We start from the raw sequence: 15,848 nt of genomic DNA on the forward strand, positions 1-15,848 counted from the left end.
ACATTCAGCCACTGATATGGAAGTACAACCTATAGCTTATAGTACATATACTATAGCTTGTTGCAGAGGCTCTAAATGAATGCGGCCTGACACCCAAGGCCGGTATATCCTTGGTTTCCCTGACGAAGGACCCGAGATGACCCTGACCCCCGTTCGATTGCACAGTTGGTTGCGCCTGCAGCGCGAAGGTGTGTCCCTGGCCGCCCGGGCCGATGCCTTGTGCCGAGCGCTGCAGGATTGCCCCGAGGTGCGCCGGGCGGTCTACCTGAGCTGGCAAGCCAAATCGCGGATCTACAGTCACGAAGGTTCAGCCCAGCATTTCCCCCCGGGCCTGGGTGACCCTTCGCAAGCCAGCGATCAACGGCTGTTCGAGCGCCTGGTCGAGGCGGGGCGGCTGGATCTGGCGCAAGTGCGGCAACTCGATTGCTGGCTGGCAGGCCGGCTGCGCCGGGCCGCCATCAGCCACGGCCAGGTATTTGACCTGGCCTTGCAGCCGGACCAGCCGGGGTTGTTGCTGGTGGAAGTGTGCGAGGGCGTGAGCCTTGGCTGGCTGGGTTGGGTGCAGGATTTGCTGACGACCTTGCTCAGCAGTGTCAACGGCATGCTGCGCGGATCGCCGCTGCTGGGCCACGATCCGCAGCCCAGCCTGTTGCTCGATGCCCAAGGCAGGCCGCTGGAGTTCAATGCGGCGCTGCTGGCGCTGCTCGCGGAAAAGCCGCTGACCGAGCTGTCGGGCTTTCTGCCGGTGAATCATCGGGTGCTGGTGCGCGCCTGTCTCGACCAGCAACGCGCCATCGAAGGGGTCGAAGCCCGGTTCGAAGCGCAGATCCTGATCTGGACCTTTATCCCCGATCCCCAGGACAACCGCGTACTTGCCCGTTGCCGCGACGCCACCACGCAAGTGCTGGCCGAGCGCGAAGCCACCAAGGCACGGCGGCTGTACCGGCTGATCATCGAGAACACCACCGACCTGATTTCCCGACACACCCCGGACGGGCGCTTTCTCGATGCATCGCCGGCGTCCTGGACCTTGCTCGGCTACTGGCCCGAAGAGTTGCGCGGGCAAATGGCCCAGGGCCTGTTCCATGGCCAGGACCTGGCCAGCCTGGTGCAGCGTGCGCGCGATGCCCTGGAGCAGGACGGCTACCACACCATGACCTATCGCATTCGCCATCGGGACGGGCACTACCTGTGGTTCGAAACCGCCTGCCGCGCGATCCGGGAAACCTATACCGGTGCGGTGGTCGAAGTGGTCAGCGTCTCCCGGGACATCACCGCCCGGGTGCAGGCCGAGGAGAACAAGCGACGCCTGGCCGAAGTGGTCGAGGTCAACACCGATCCGGTGCTGTTCATCGACCCCGAGGGGCAAGTCACTTATCTCAACCCGGCGGCCCGGCGCATCCTCGGGGTCGACGAGCAACAGCCTATGCCGACCCTGGCGCAGTTGTTCGCCAGCAGCGACCTGGCCCGACTGCAACGCGACGGCTGGAGCGGCGCCGAGCGCAATGGGGTGTGGAGCACCGATGCCCGTTTGCAACCCCCGGGCGGTGGCACGTCGGTGCCGGTCTCGCTGGTGCTGCTGGCGCACCGTTCCGCCGGCGGCGAGCGCTATTACTCATTGGTGGCGCGGGACATGACCGAGCGCGAACTGCGCGAAGTGCAACAGCGCCGCCATCAGGATGAACTGGCGCACACCGCGCGGCTGGTGACCCTGGGGGAACTGGCCTCGGGCATCGCCCACGAAATCAATCAGCCGTTGGCGGCCGTGGTCAATTATGCCAACGCCAGCCAGCGATATCTGCAGACGCTGGACTCCAACCCCCAGGCCGCCGCCAGAGTCGCCCAAGGCCTGGAACGCATCACCCACCACGCGACCCATGCCTCGGAGGTCATCCGGCGTTTGCGGGCGTTTCTGCGCAAGGGCCAGCGGCGCATGCAAGCCCTGAATTTTACCGATGTCGCCCGCGAGGCCGTGCGCTTGTGCGCCTGGGAAGCGAACAATTGCCAAGTGACAATCGAGGATCGACTGCCGGATAATCCGCCGCCGGTTTACGCCGACCGGGTACTGCTGGAGCAGGTCTTGCTCAATCTGCTGCGCAATGCGATCGACGCCAACCGCGAACAGCATCCGGGGCAGCCTTCACTGATCGTCATGGCGGCCCCGCAGGGCAGTGGCGCGACGGTGGAAATCAGCGTGCAGGATCAGGGCCCCGGCGTCAGCGAGCCGGAGCTCGAGCAGATATTCACCCCGTTCTACACCAGCAAGCCCGATGGCCTGGGCCTTGGGCTGTCCATGAGCCGCAGCATCATCGAAGGTTTCGGTGGCGAGTTGCAGGCCCGCCGCCAGCCGGCCGGGCTGCTGATGTGTTGCCGCTTGCCGCTGGCCGGTCCGACAAAACAACAACAGGAATAGTGCAATGGCAGGTGCGACTGAGCACGTGGTGTATGTGGTCGACGACGATCAAGGCATGCTCGATTCAACGGTCTGGCTCCTGGAATCGGTGGGGCTCAAGGCCTTGCCGTTTACCAGTGGCGCGGAGTTTCTCGGTGCCTGTGATGCGAGTCTCGATGCCTGCGTGCTGCTCGATGTGCGCATGCCCGGCATGGGTGGCTTGAACGTGCAGGAAGAAATGCGTGCACGGGAGCTGAACCTGCCAATCATTTTCGTCAGCGGTCACGCCGATGTGCCGATCGTGGTTCGAGCGTTCAAGGCCGGCGCCCATGACTTCATCGAGAAACCCTACAACGAGCAATTGCTGCTGGACAGCGTGCACCAGGCCCTGAGCAACTGCGCGCAAAACCGCTCGGGCAATCAGGGCCACGACGCCTTGCAGGCGCGCCTGCTCACCCTGACGCCACGGGAGCGCGACGTCTTGCTGCCGCTGGTGCAGGGCTACACCACCCGTGAAATCGCCGAGCAACTGGGGGTGAGCGCCAAAACCGTCGACCTGTATCGCTCGCGGGTGATGAAGCGCATGCAGGCCAGCACCTTGCCGGACCTGGTGGGCATGGCGATTGCCGCGCAACTGGTCGATCCATTGAAGCTGCGTTGAGGCCGCAAGTTTTCCATCGAGGGTCTATGCTGGGCTAACCGATCCCCTACCTTGCAGTGACCTGCAAAGAGGCCTCCATGGAGCCCACGTCCATCTCCGAAAAGACGTTCACCCGCAGTATGCTCGATGTACTGATTCGATTCGGGCTGATTCTGGTCCTGGTGCTGTTCTGCTTCGAGATATTCAGCCCGTTCCGCGACCTCATGCTGTGGTCGGTGATTCTTGCAATCACCCTTTACCCACTGCAAGTGCGGCTCAGGGGGCCACTCGGCGACAAGGACGGGGTGATCGCCACGCTGATCGTGCTGGTTGCCATCATGATCCTCGTGGTGCCGATCTACCTGTTGGGGGTCTCGATTGCAGATTCGGTCGAACACGCCATGGCGATCGTCAAGGGGGGCAATTTCCATATCCCGCCACCTGCCGAATCAGTCGCCAGTTGGCCGTTGATCGGCGAGCCGCTATCGGCCCTCTGGCTACAGGCTTCCACCAACCTTCCCGACCTGGCCGCGAAGTACCTGCCGCAGATCAAACACGCCAGCCTGGGCCTGTTGAGCAAGCTGGCCGGCGTCGGCATGGGTTTGCTGATGTTTATGTTCGCCTTGATCATCGCCGGGATCGTCATGGCCTATGGCGAGAGCGGGCACCGCAGTTCGGTGCAAATTGCATCGCGCCTCAGCGGGCCGGAAAGGGGCCGGCAAATTGCTGCACTGTGCACCTCCACGATCCGTGCGGTGGCGCTTGGGGTGGTCGGCATCGCCTTCATCCAGATGCTGCTGGTGGGCCTGGGATTTGTCTTCAAAGGTGTACCGGGTGCCGGGCTGCTGGCGTTGGCCGTGCTGTTGCTGGGCATCATGCAACTGCCGGCGACCCTGATCACGCTTCCCGTGATTGCCTTCGTGTTCGCCACCGAAGGCGCCAGCACGGCGACGATCGTCTTCGCCATCTATGTCTTCGTCGCAGGCCTTATCGATAACGTGCTCAAGCCATTGCTGCTGGGCCGCGGCGTCGATGTACCGATGCCGGTGATATTGATCGGCGCGCTGGGCGGCATGGTCACCAGCGGCATCATCGGGCTGTTCATCGGTCCGGTGGTCCTGGCGGTCGGGTATCAATTATTCTGGCAATGGGTGCAGGACAAGCCGCAGGCGTGAGGAGGGCAGTCACCATGAGCGGGCCGCATCAGGATCTGCTGGACGAGGTACTGCGCGCCCATGGCGGCCTCGAACGCTGGAGGGGCTTCAGTCAGGTGCGCGCCACCCTCGTGACCGGTGGCTCGCTCTGGCCCATGAAAGGCCTGACCCAGGACAGCGCACCCCGCCAGATGACCGTCTGGTTGCATGAACAGCGCGCCTCGGTGACGCCCTTCGGCGGCCCCGATCAATTGACCGCCTTCTCACCGGACCGAATCGCCATCGAAAAAACCGACGGCACGGTGATCGCCGAGCGGTCGGCGCCCAGGGAGTCCTTTCGCGACCATGGTGAAAACAGCCCTTGGGACCCGCTGCACCGCGCGTACTTCAATGGTTACGCGCTGTGGTCTTATCTGACCATGCCTTTCCTGTTCACCTGGCCGGGCGTGGCCACCGCAGAAATCGAACCCTGGCAAGAGGGGGCGCAGCACTGGCGCCGCCTGCGGGTGACCTTTCCCGAGCACATCGCCACCCACTGCGCGGTGCAGGATTTCTACTTCGGCGAGGATTTCCTGCTACGTCGCCACGACTACAAGGTGGACATCAGCGGCGGTTTGCCTGCGGCCCAGTATTTAGGTGACTACCTCGAGGCAGACGGGCTGCGCATGCCAGGCAAGCGGCGCGCCTATCGACGCGGGCCTGATGGCCAGGCCGATATGGGGGCCTTGCTGGTGGCGATCGACCTCAGTGACATCGGCTACTCGTAGCGCAACGCGGAGGAATGAACCATGACCCTGCATGCCTGGGAAAAACTCTACCTCGATGACCTGAGACTGGGTCAGGAATTTGAAAGCGACCCTGTGCGCGTCGAGCGCGAGGCAATGTTGGCGTTTGCCCGCGCATTCGATCCGCAACCCTTCCATCTCGATCCTGAAGCGGCCAGCCTGAGCCTGTTCCGCGGCCTGGCGGCCAGCGGCTGGAACACCGCGGCCCTGACCATGAAAATGCTGGTGGCAAGCGTGCCGCTGGCAGACGGGATCATCGGCCTGGGGATCGAACTGAGCTGGCCGACACCGACCTATCCGGACGACGTATTGCGCCTCAAATGCACCGTGCAGGCCATCGAGCCGTCCGCATCGAAGCCGGATCGGGGCGTGGTGACGATGTTGATGGAAACCCTCAATCAGAACGACAAGGTGGTGCAGCGGGCGACGGGCAAATTGCTGGTGTTCAATACCCCGGCGCCGGATTGAGCAGGCGCTTCACAGGTGTTGCTTGAGGTATTGGGCAAATTCCCGTGCCAGTTGCGAGGGCTCTTCCTGGGTGGGTAGCAATAGCGCGATCTGGTAGTGGATGGCCGGTGAGAACGGCCTCAGGACCAGCTCCCTGGTGAAAGGCCGACTGACCACCGGATCGACGATCCCGACCCCCATGCCCGAGCGGACCAGCTCGCAGGCCGTGGAAAAGAATTCGGTCTCGGCCACCACGTTCCAGGCTGAACCGTACGCCGAAAAAGCCAGTGCCAGCTGCTGGTAGATCGGGTCGCCCTTGAACAGCGAAACGAAGGGCACGCCGTCCAGGTCCGCCGGGGTAATCACTTCCCGTGCGGCGAGGGGATGCCCGATCGGCACCATGCACTGGCATTCATAGGACATCACCTGCATGTTCGAAGTCGGGTAGTCCAGGGGCAGCTCGGCAATGGCCAGGTCAAATTGCTGGGTCGTCATCAGCTCACGCACCGACTGTGAGTTGCGGGTGATGATCTTCAGCTCGAGCCCCGGACGCTCTTTCGCGAATTCGGCCATCAACCGGGGCAGCAGGTTGATCGAGATGCTGGCGTAGGCGGCGATCGCCAGATGGCCACGTTTGCCGGTTCGAATTTCCTTGGCGATGCGGTTGGTTTTCTCCACCGCTTCCAACGCCCGCTCCGCCTCGACGAAAAACAGCCGCGCTTCGGGGGTGGGCTGCAGGCGACCGCCCTTGCGCACGAACAGCTTCAAGCCCGTCTCGTGCTCCAGGTTGGCAATGGTGCTGCTGATGGCGGGCTGGGAAATGCTCAATAGCTCCGCTGCACGGGTCATGGTGCCGTGGATCATCAAGGTTCTGAAGCACTCGAGCTGGCGGATTCGCATGGGCCACCCTATAGATTTAGCTTATACCGAGGCCATTTTATATTATTGGTTTGCGCTTTTCCCCTGTGTTTTCCTTGGTAGCAGGCACTCAGCCCCTGACAAAGAGGAGAACAAGGCATGAATACAATGACGTCGATTCAACCCGGTGAACGGATCCGCCTGCCGGCCCGGCGCGGTGTCGCGATCAGGCTTGAACAGGGGCAAACCCTCACGCTGATCAATACCCATGGCCAGCAGGTCGTGGACACCTGGGCCTTTAACCCGCATGACCTGCGCGAAGCCATGTCGATGGAACACAGTCGGCCTTTCTGGTTGAAGCTCAACCCGCGCCAGGGTGACAGCCTCGTCACCAACCAACGGCGCAAAATCCTCACCCTTACCGAGGACACCACCCCCGGCGTGCACGACACGCTGGTCGCCGCTTGCGACCCGACTCGTTACCGGCAACTGGGAGTGGTCGGCCATCACGACAGCTGCAACGAAAACCTGTTCCTGGCCCTGGATGCCCTTGGCCTGGCGGTTACCGAGACACCGAGCCCCTTGAACCTGTTCATGAATGTTCCGGTACATCAGGATGGGCGGATCGAGTTCGCGGCGCCGGTCAGTGAGGCCGGGCAGTACGTCTGCCTCAAAGCGGAAATGGACGCCATCGTCGTACTCTCCGCCTGTCCCCAGGACATCACGGCGGTCAACGGGATGTCCCCCCAGGATGTTCACTACAGCATCAGCTGATGTTGAAGGCCAGCACCACGTCAGAAGTCCGGAGAATGCCATGCGCAAGATACCCCCCTTGAATTCCGTGCGAGCCTTCGAGGCTGTGGCGCGTCACCAGAGTTTTTCCGCTGCGGCGAACGAGCTCTCCGTCACGGTCGCCGCAGTCAGCCATCAAGTCCGGCAACTGGAAGACGGATTGGGACAAAAGCTCCTGGAACGGGGCCGCACGGTGACCCTCACCGGCGCAGGCAAAGCCATCTACCCGCTGTTGCGCGACGGTTTCGACCAGATTGCCCAGGCGTTTGCCCAGCTCGGTGCGCCAAAGGCGGGTGATGCCATTGCGGTGTCCACCACGCGTGCTTTCGCCGAGCGCTGGCTGATGCCGCGCCTGGCCAGGTTCAATGCGGTCTATCCGAACATAATGGTGTCGATTCATGCCTCGGAGAAAGTCGTGGACCTGCGTGAGGAGGCCGTCGACCTGGCAATTCGCTACGGTCCCAAGGATGCCGACGGGCGCGGGCCAGTATTGTTCGAGGACAGGTACGTCGCGGTAGCGGACAACAGCCTCTGCCCGCCCGGGCGCACCCCGACGATCGACGACTTTCACAACCGCTCGCTGCTGGCATTCAAATGGAAGAATCAGGCGCTGCAAGTACCGTCGTGGTCAACCTGGCTGGCTCGGGTCGAACACGATAACTCGCGGGATTTGCGCACCTCCTGGTACAGCGAGGAAACCCTGGCGCTGCATGCCGTCGAGCAAGGACTGGGGCCGTTGCTGTGCAGCAATGTGCTGATCGACGACGAGCTTCGCAGCGGACGAATGCGTCGAGTGGATGGCCCGAGCTTGCCCGGGTTCACTTACCATCTGATCGAAGACACAAGGTCCGTTCCACGCCGCAGCCTGGTGCTGTTCAGGGACTGGTTGCTGGACGAGGCCAGGTCATTCCGGGAGACCACCCGGGATGACCTGGCCGGACAGCAGATGGCGCTTACCTCCTGATACCGGCTGAGCACAGGCTCCTTTCTATAGTCAGGCAGGCACTGAGCAAGTGATCGTCGCGCCCCCGGGTCGTCGAGAACAGGGTGGAGGTGGCAAGCCCGGTGCTGTCCTTGCCAGACGGGATTGCCACCCCCGGCATATCCAGCAGGCTGCCGATCATGGTCAGTGACAAGGTCTCGAGGTTGACGCTGGCAAACAGCGCGTCGTCAGTCGCCAGCGGCGCCATCGGTGGGGCAACATGCTTGACCGTCGGCATGACCAGAATGGCACCGTCCAGCTCGCGCTCGATGGCCGACATCAGTTCCACCCGCAGGCTTCGAATCCTCATTTCGACAGCAGGGTCGATATCCCTGGCCGAGCGCAGGCGAGTCCGCACGCGCCTGTCCATTCGGTGTCCCTCAGGGCCTTCCACCACCGGGGCCAGCAGGCGCCAAGCCTCTATCGCACCCAGCCAGCCCGACCGGGCAATCAGCTCACGGGTACGAGCAACGGCGACCACCGGCCGACGATCCACCTGCGCGCCGGCCGCCCTCAGCCGTTCCATCATCGAGAGCAGGTTCTGTCGTACCGCGGGCTGCAACGTCGGGTCAGACATCACACCGTCGTCAACGACAAAGCGCAGGCTTGAAAGATGGCCGGCCTCGATGACCACCTCCTTGAAACCACGCATCGCCGCATCCAGCGCTACGCAATCGACGACAGAATGGGCAAAAGGACCGAGGCTATCCAGGGTGATGGCCAGCGGGTGAACGCCTTCCATGCTGTAACGCCCCGTGGACGCCTTGAACCCGACCAATCCGTTGAACGCCGCTGGAATCCGAATCGACCCCGCGGTGTCGGTGCCGATGGCGCTGCTGACGATCCCCCGTTGCACCGCGATCGCCGAACCCGAAGAGGAGCCACCAGGAACGCGGCTTTCGTCGACCGCGACATCGGCGGTCGGCGTACCGAAATGAGGATTCAGGCCCAGGCCGGAATAAGCAAACTCGGTGAGATTGGTTTTACCCAGCGGGATCATCCCCAGTGCCGAGAGCGCTGCAATGACCGACGCATCCTTGAGCGCCGGCGCAGCCTCGGCCCGGGTAATGGAACCGGCGGTGGTTCGGCTGCCGGCGACGTCCAGCAGATCCTTGACGGCGTAGGGGATGCCGTCGAAGGGGCTCAATTGAGCCCCTTGTTGCCAGCGCCGGGTCGACGCTGTCGCCTCATCGATGGCGCGCTGTTCAAGCAGGCAAATGAACACGTGCTGCGATTCCCTGGCAGCCGCCAGTGCGGACCCGATCAACTCGTCCGGTGTCGTAAGGCCTTGTCTCAAGCGTTCAGCGGTCTGCAGCAGGGTGATCATGATGGCTCCCATCGGTGGCGGCGCTCGGGGTGGTCAAACCAGTGAAAACCGGGTTTGTCGGGCTTCGATCAACTGCCTGGCCAGGACCGGGACGGCATCGAAAGCATCGGCGATCGAGGCTTCGTGGCGCGCGTCGCCAAATTCCTGGTAGTCGATGGCGATGACGTGGGTCTCGTTGACGCCCAGGTAGTGGGCGCAGGTCTGTATGTGGGTGTCCAGGTGGTTCATCTTTTCGCGAACGCCGCCGGGGCCGAAGCCGAATTCGCCTCGGGAAGACAAAACGACCAGCTTCTTGCCGCCCAGGACCGGTTCCAGAGGGTAGTCACCGCGGTCCAGATCGAAGGTGAAAGTCTTGCCGATCCGAATCACTTTGTCGAACCAGGATTTGAGCGCGGCCGGCATCCCATAGTTGTACATCGGGGTGCCCATCACGATGACGTCGGCGCGCTCGATCTCATCGATCAGTTGATCCGAGAGCCGCAGCTCTGCGCGTTTTTCGGCGGTCATGTGTTCTTCGGGAGTAAAGGCCGCGGCAATCCAGTCTTGCGTCACGAAAGGCGGAGGGTTGAGCCCGACGTCGCGAACAATGACCTGTGTCCGGTGATCGCGCTCGACCCAGGCCTCGACGAATGCCCGGGACAATTTACGGCTCAGGGAACGATCGGATCGAGCGCTGGCATCAATATGAAGAAGGGTGGTCATGAGCAGATTCCTGTTAAGCCCGAGGCCCGATTGCCTCAGTGACTGCAACAAGTTGGCCACGACCCTGGAGGGTCCGGCTATTGACATTTAATTGAGCGACGTCAAATAAAACTCAACGAGCGAGTTTAATTTGCCGGGGCGGGTTAAAACCTCTGTTATTTAATGCCTTGGCGGGATGCTGCCTATTCGGGCAAGTTGCACCGTTGAGTAATACTTGAAGTGACAATTTTTCTAAAGAGCGGTTTAGTTATTATCAATTACCTAAACCGACAGTCCTCGCTTTAATGACTCGGGGCGATTCACGGGGTCGCCGGTCAGCGAGGAAAACAATAATGTCTATGCGTCGCAAGTCTGAAAAAAGTTTAATCAACGAGGCCAACTATGATGCCCTGGGCATTGAGCCGGTGCCCGATAGTCAACGCATTTCAACGCCGCTGGACCAGTTCTGGATCTGGGCCGGCGCGAATGTGGCGCCGATCAACTGGGTGCTGGGAGCAATCGGTATACAGCTGGGGTTGAGCCTGATCGAAACCCTGCTGGTGATCGTGGTCGGCAACCTGCTGGGCGCCGCCTTGTTCGGCGCCATCTGCATCATGGGGCACCGCACGGGCGTGCCGCAGATGGTGCTGTCCCGGCTGGCGTTCGGCCGCCGCGGTGCCTACCTGCCGACGATCATGCAGGTGCTGATGCCCATGGGCTGGGTGGCCACCAACACTTGGATCGTCCTGGACCTTGCGGTGGCCGCCCTGGACAGAATCGGCATCAGCGGCGGCATGGAGCTCAAGTACGGCATCGCGTTGATCGTCATGCTGCTCCAGGTCGGCATCGCCGCCTGGGGCTTCAACGCCATCAAGTGCTTCGAGCGCTACACCATGCCGGTGATCCTGCTGATCATGGTGGTGATGACCGTGCTGGCGTTCACCCATGTCGATATTCAATGGCAGGCCTCGACGACCGCCGGCATCGGCAAGCTGTCGGCCATGAGCAGCCTGATGACGGCCATCGGCATTGGCTGGGGCATTTCCTGGCTGGTGTACGCCTCGGACTACACCCGGTTCACCCAAACCACACTGTCCGACGGCCAGGTGTTCCGCTCAACCTTTCTCGGCATGTTCCTGCCCACTGCCTGGCTGGCCTTTCTCGGTGCGGCGATCGCCTCGGCCGGAGCGGGCTCGGACCCTGCGCAATTGATCATTGCGGTCTTCGGCACGATGGCGCTGCCGGTGCTGCTGGTGCTGTTACATGGCCCGGTCGCCACCAACATCGTGGTCATCTATTCGGCGGCACTGGCCACGCTGTCACTGGACCTGCGGGTGCCACGCTGGATGGTCTCGACGGTCTCGGGGGTGGTGGCGCTGTTCATGCTCTATCTGTTCCTGCAATCGGGCGAGTTCGTGCACGCCTTTGAAAACCTGATGGTGTTTTTCGTGGTGTGGATCAGCCCGTGGGCCGGCATCACCCTGGTGGACTTTTTCCTGATTCGCCGTGGCCAGGTCGATCTGCAGTCGCTGTATTGCCATCACTCGGACAGTGCCTGCACGGATATTAACTGGAGAGGAGTATTTGCCCTTGCAACAGGCGTACTGGCGGCATGGTTATTTCAAGTGGGCACCATTAAATCGCTACAAGGCCCCATTGCAATGGCACTTGGCGGGATTGACTTGTCCTGGCTGGCCGGGTTTGGTGTGGGCGGTGGGATTTACTACTTCTTGCACCGTTCACGGCGAACGGAAGTTGTTCGTTCATCGCTGATGGCCAAGTAATTGTCAGCGTTGTTTAACCATTAAACGATTGAAGAGGTAAATACCCCATGTTTCATCTTGAACAAACCAATGTACTGACAGCGTTGAATGCCGGAGCCGAAGTCGATGGGTTCCTTGGTAACGTCGTGGAGATCGCGATCGTCACCCGTGATCACCAGCGCACCATGGACGGCTTGCTCAAGCTGGGGATCGGCCCATGGCGGGTCTACACCTTCAGTCCGCACAACACCGACAACCAGACTTACCATGGCGAACCCGCCGAATTCGTCCTGAAAGTCTGCTTCGCCCAGTCCGGCAACATGGTCTGGGAGTTGATGGAGCCGGTATCCGGGCCGACGATTTTCGCCGATTTCCTTGAGCAACACGGCGAAGGCATCCAGCACGTCGCCTACGACTGCAACAACATCCCGTTCGAAGATCGCATCGCTGAACTGACCCGTCGCGGCTTCAAATGCGTGCAGTCGGGTTCCTGGATGGGGGTGAATCATTTCGCGTTCTTCGGCACCGAGGCGGATACCACCACGGTCTTCGAAACCTATGCGTTTCCTGCCGATTGGGACTACCCGGAACCCGAGTCCTGGTATCCGCCGCGAGCCTAGTCAACGCCGCATCGTCTCGGCGCTGATGGCGCTGAGACGCAGGACGTCTGCAATCGACATCGGGAGTACTGCTTCATGAACACTGTACGGATGGACAATCTCAGTTGGGTCGACTACGAGCGCCGGGTGCAATCAGGCGCGGTGGTCTTTCTGCCCATCGGCGCGACTGAACAGCACGGACCGCATTTGCCTCTGGGTACCGACGCCTTGCTGGCCAGCGCCATCAGCGAAGATGTGGCCAGGGCCATCGACGGCGTCGTCGCCCCGGCGCTGGCCTATGGCTACAAGTCCCAGCCCAAATGCGGAGGAGGGCAGCACTTCTGCGGCACCACCAGCGTGGATGGCGCCACCCTGATCGCCATGGTCCGCGACGCCGTGCGCGAATTCCATCGCCATGGCGTGAAGCGCCTGGTGCTGGTGATCGGTCATTATGAAAATCAGTGGTTCGTCACCGAGGGCATCGACCTGGCCCTGCGTGATATCGGCCCGGATGCCGACCTGCAAGTCATGCGCCTCGAGCACTGGGAATTCGTCCGGTCACGAACCCTGGACAGGATCTTCCCGGACGGTTTCCCCGGCATCGCGCTGGAACATGCCGCCGTCATCGAGACCTCGATGATGTTGCACTACCACCCGCATCTGGTGGCGCTGGACCAGATCCCGGACCACGGGCCAGCGCAATTCCCCGTTTACGATATATACCCGACGCGAACCGAATGGGTGCCGGACAGCGGCGTGCTGTCATCGGCCCGGGGCTCCAACGCCGACAAGGGCCAATGGCTGGTGGAGGATGTCATCGGCGGGATCGTTCAGGCGGTACGGTTTGAGTTCGGGCTCGAGTCATAGGGCTAAAGGGGGGAGTTGGCACAAGCCTGGAGGCCTGACTGCGTCCAGGCTTTGGTGTAGCAATCAATCGCTGCCGAGTGGCAGTATCGTCGAGCATCGAGACAGCCTATACTTCATTTGACTGAAAAAATAATTCATTTGAATGGAGTGCTCATGAACGCTTCGACCGCTACTCGGCGTCCGGCTGCAAAGAAGGATGAATCCAGTGAAATCGGGATCGCTGCGTTTTGGCGTTTCAGTTTCAATCGAGAACTGCTCAAGGACTCGGAGCGCTTGCAGCAGATCAAGGTGGGTTTTCCAGCGTCTCTGGTCCAGGCTCTGCGCCAGACCTTCGACCTGCAGGAACGCAGTGTGGAAACGCTGCTCAATGCCTCGATCTCTACGCTCGAAAGGCGTCGGCGTGAGCAGAAAAACCTGGATTCTGTCGCTTCCGAGCGTATTGATCGCATTGCCACGGTCTCTCATCTGGCCGAAGAGGTGTTCGAGGACAAAGCCAACGCTGCGCACTGGATGTCGACGCCGAACAAAGCCCTCGGTGGAATCGCCCCCATTATGCTCTGCGAAACCGAGATCGGCGCCAGGCAGGTTCGGCGTGTGCTTCATGCCCTGGAGTGGGGCGGCGCCGCCTGATGCGGGCCTGGCGCATCGCAAAGGCGAAACGTGCGACCGATCTGTCGGGTATGGGGGCCGCTATCGAGGGCGGGCGCTGGAATGATCAGGATGTACCCGCCGTCTACATGGGGCTGACGCCGGCCATCTGCTGTCTGGAAACCTTCGTCCACGCCGGGGGCGAACCGACATTCCCGATGAAGATCACCTGCTTCGAACTGCCCGACGATCCCGCGCTGTTTTTGCAGCCGGATCCGACGACGTTGCCGGAGGGTTGGGCGAGCCTTCCCGCCGACCGCCCAAGCATGGATTTCGGTACCGCCTGGCTGAGGACGAACTCGCACCTGGGGTTGATCATTCCATCTGCCGTGCTGGTTCTGGAACGCAATGTGGTGATCAACCCCAATCACCCGGCGGTGAACGAGATCAAAGTGGTCGAGGTGTACGATTTCATGTACGACCCTCGCATGTTCGCGTAGGCGCCGATTGTCGAGTCGTCGCACCGCAGTGAAGGCAGTGTGTCAGTCAACTACGATGCCGGATGTCAATCCGCCTTCGTCGGAGCGCCGCCCGGAGCAAGCGCGCTCCCACAGGGATCGCGGCCATGCACGAATATGATACCCGGCGCAAAACCCTGTGGGAGCTGGCTTGTCGGATCGCCGCATCGCAGCGAAGGCGGGTGTCAGTCGACTACGATGCCGGATGTCAGTCCGCCTTCGTCGGAGCGCCGCCCGGAGCAAGCTCGCTCCCACAGGATCGCGGATATTCACAAATAGTGTGCTTAGGGGACCACCTGATAACCACGCTGCTGCATGCAACTGGCATAGGCGGAAGAAGCGGCGGCCGTGTTCTGCTCGGTGCTCCGGCGATCCTGACGACGATCCTGACGTTGCCGGGAACCGCCGACAACCGCGCCGGCCACCGCCGCATCCTTGGCCTTGTTCTGCCGATATTCCTGTTTGACATCGTCATCGACCTGATCGTAAAACTCGTCATGCTGACGACCGCGCGCCCCGGCCACCGCCGCGCCCGCGACTGCGCCGGTCGCGGCACCACGGGCCCGTCCACCTGTTTGAGGGCTGGTGCTGGTGCTGGCGGTACCGCCGGCCTGAGCCTGGCAGGCGCCTATGTCCTGCTGGATGATTTCCGGGGACTGCCCTTTGAGCGGCGTCACGGTCTCGGCCGTCGCGCACAGGCAGACCATGGAAAAAACCGTCGCGACGCAAGGTAAGATGGACTTGTTCATAAGGACTCCACTGCTGACAAAGTGCTTTGGCATTGCGGCCCCTGGAAGGACATGCCGCAACCTGATTCGCACCCCCTCATCAGATTTCCCACGTCAGATGGCTTCTGCATTGGCGACCCGCGCTTTTCGAATGAACAGCGCACGCACTTTCTCCCAGAAATTCCCTCCCAGCACGAAGAAGCTTGCGATCAGCATCAAGTCGCCCAGTGCCTGCAACTGCCAGAGGTTGGGCCTGAGGCCCGGCCAGATAGTGTCGACGTAGGGTTCCAGAAAGGCCGAGACCAGCGGCACGAAGAACATGACGATGCCGACTCGATGCCGCCACGGACCCACTTCGGCATCCATGCTGGGTGTGATCGAGGACACATAACCAAACACGGTGCGCTTCAACTGTTGAAACCCGGCTTTGCCCATCACTGCTATGACGATGATCAGCAGGACCTTGTTACTGATGAACAGCACACCGGTCAGCGCGGCGATCCTCGAACCCGCCACACCGAATATCGCGGCTAGGGGCACCAACAGCCAGGAGCCCAACATCACACAGAGAATGATGATTCCCAACTTGAAGCGCCAGCCGGCTGAATGAGGTTCAACAGGAGCCTGGGTCGTATTCATAAGTGTCGTACCTTCAACCGGTCGCTGCAGATTTGGGGATGTTAAAAAAGCTTAGCAGCCGTTTGCCCGTTTGGGCGTCTATGCTCCA

17 protein-coding genes are annotated in these 15,848 nt (G+C 61.5%); 12 read left to right on the top strand and 5 right to left on the bottom strand.

The window, feature by feature from the left end; genetic code table 11:
* Positions 1–136: 136 nt before the first annotated feature.
* The 5 genes from PMA3_RS13970 to PMA3_RS13990 all read left to right on the top strand — a co-directional run bounded on the left by PMA3_RS13970 (position 137) and on the right by PMA3_RS13990 (position 5,439).
* Entirely contained in the window at positions 137–2,413 is a 2,277-nt protein-coding gene (locus PMA3_RS13970; protein ID WP_064677700.1) for a PAS domain-containing sensor histidine kinase, read from the top strand.
* Positions 2,414–2,417: 4 nt separating this feature from the next.
* Entirely contained in the window at positions 2,418–3,053 is a 636-nt protein-coding gene (locus PMA3_RS13975; protein ID WP_064677701.1) for a response regulator transcription factor, read from the top strand.
* 77 nt (positions 3,054–3,130) lie between these two features.
* Positions 3,131–4,207 carry an AI-2E family transporter gene (locus tag PMA3_RS13980; protein ID WP_064677702.1) on the top strand — a complete coding sequence of 359 codons (1,077 nt, stop codon included), beginning with the start codon at positions 3,131–3,133 and terminating at the stop codon, positions 4,205–4,207.
* Positions 4,208–4,221: 14 nt separating this feature from the next.
* Positions 4,222–4,953: a hypothetical protein gene (locus PMA3_RS13985; protein WP_064677703.1), complete on the top strand. Its 732-nt coding sequence runs from the start codon at positions 4,222–4,224 to the stop codon at positions 4,951–4,953.
* 21 nt (positions 4,954–4,974) lie between these two features.
* The gene (locus PMA3_RS13990; RefSeq protein ID WP_064677704.1) at positions 4,975–5,439 is read left to right on the top strand and encodes a MaoC family dehydratase; all 465 of its coding nucleotides are present in this window, start codon (positions 4,975–4,977) and stop codon (positions 5,437–5,439) included.
* 9 nt (positions 5,440–5,448) lie between these two features.
* Here PMA3_RS13990 and PMA3_RS13995 read toward each other — a convergent pair whose 3' ends face one another.
* A complete protein-coding gene (locus tag PMA3_RS13995; protein WP_064677705.1) occupies positions 5,449–6,318 on the bottom strand; it encodes a LysR substrate-binding domain-containing protein in 870 nt (289 codons plus the stop codon).
* Between the two features lie 117 nt (positions 6,319–6,435).
* Between PMA3_RS13995 and PMA3_RS14000 the strand changes: the two genes are divergently transcribed.
* Positions 6,436–7,050, top strand: coding sequence for a DUF1989 domain-containing protein (locus PMA3_RS14000; protein WP_064677706.1), 615 nt, complete (start codon positions 6,436–6,438; stop codon positions 7,048–7,050).
* 40 nt (positions 7,051–7,090) lie between these two features.
* Positions 7,091–8,032 carry a LysR substrate-binding domain-containing protein gene (locus PMA3_RS14005; RefSeq protein WP_064677707.1) on the top strand — a complete coding sequence of 314 codons (942 nt, stop codon included), beginning with the start codon at positions 7,091–7,093 and terminating at the stop codon, positions 8,030–8,032.
* Here the strand turns inward: PMA3_RS14005 and PMA3_RS14010 are convergent.
* Positions 8,022–9,377: an amidase family protein gene (locus PMA3_RS14010; RefSeq protein ID WP_064677708.1), complete on the bottom strand. Its 1,356-nt coding sequence runs from the start codon at positions 9,375–9,377 to the stop codon at positions 8,022–8,024. The two genes, PMA3_RS14005 and PMA3_RS14010, sit on opposite strands and share 11 nt — an antisense overlap.
* Before the next feature lie 33 nt (positions 9,378–9,410).
* A complete protein-coding gene (locus tag PMA3_RS14015; RefSeq protein ID WP_064677709.1) occupies positions 9,411–10,079 on the bottom strand; it encodes an FMN-dependent NADH-azoreductase in 669 nt (222 codons plus the stop codon).
* A gap of 332 nt (positions 10,080–10,411) precedes the next feature.
* Here PMA3_RS14015 and PMA3_RS14020 point away from each other — a divergent pair, with 332 nt between their 5' ends.
* From PMA3_RS14020 to PMA3_RS14040, 5 genes are all read left to right on the top strand, one after another.
* Positions 10,412–11,842, top strand: coding sequence for a purine-cytosine permease family protein (locus PMA3_RS14020; RefSeq protein ID WP_064677710.1), 1,431 nt, complete (start codon positions 10,412–10,414; stop codon positions 11,840–11,842).
* A 47-nt stretch (positions 11,843–11,889) separates the two neighbouring features.
* Entirely contained in the window at positions 11,890–12,441 is a 552-nt protein-coding gene (locus PMA3_RS14025) for a VOC family protein (RefSeq protein ID WP_064677711.1), read from the top strand.
* Positions 12,442–12,516: 75 nt separating this feature from the next.
* On the top strand, positions 12,517–13,287 hold the full coding sequence (locus tag PMA3_RS14030; protein ID WP_064677712.1) for a creatininase: 771 nt from the start codon (positions 12,517–12,519) through the stop codon (positions 13,285–13,287).
* 153 nt (positions 13,288–13,440) lie between these two features.
* A complete protein-coding gene (parS, locus tag PMA3_RS14035) occupies positions 13,441–13,917 on the top strand; it encodes a type II RES/Xre toxin-antitoxin system antitoxin (protein ID WP_064677713.1) in 477 nt (158 codons plus the stop codon).
* The gene (locus tag PMA3_RS14040; protein WP_064677714.1) at positions 13,917–14,375 is read left to right on the top strand and encodes an RES family NAD+ phosphorylase; all 459 of its coding nucleotides are present in this window, start codon (positions 13,917–13,919) and stop codon (positions 14,373–14,375) included. The genes parS and PMA3_RS14040 overlap by 1 nt, the downstream gene beginning before the upstream one ends.
* Before the next feature lie 302 nt (positions 14,376–14,677).
* On the opposite strand, the gene PMA3_RS14045 is transcribed toward PMA3_RS14040, so the two are convergent.
* Both PMA3_RS14045 and PMA3_RS14050 read right to left on the bottom strand, forming a co-directional pair.
* Positions 14,678–15,142, bottom strand: coding sequence for a YMGG-like glycine zipper-containing protein (locus PMA3_RS14045; RefSeq protein ID WP_064677715.1), 465 nt, complete (start codon positions 15,140–15,142; stop codon positions 14,678–14,680).
* Between the two features lie 93 nt (positions 15,143–15,235).
* A complete protein-coding gene (locus PMA3_RS14050; protein WP_064677716.1) occupies positions 15,236–15,760 on the bottom strand; it encodes a transporter suffix domain-containing protein in 525 nt (174 codons plus the stop codon).
* Between the last annotated feature and the right edge of the window lie 88 nt (positions 15,761–15,848).

It is taken from the genome of Pseudomonas silesiensis (genome assembly GCF_001661075.1).
Classification (GTDB): domain Bacteria; phylum Pseudomonadota; class Gammaproteobacteria; order Pseudomonadales; family Pseudomonadaceae; genus Aquipseudomonas; species Aquipseudomonas silesiensis.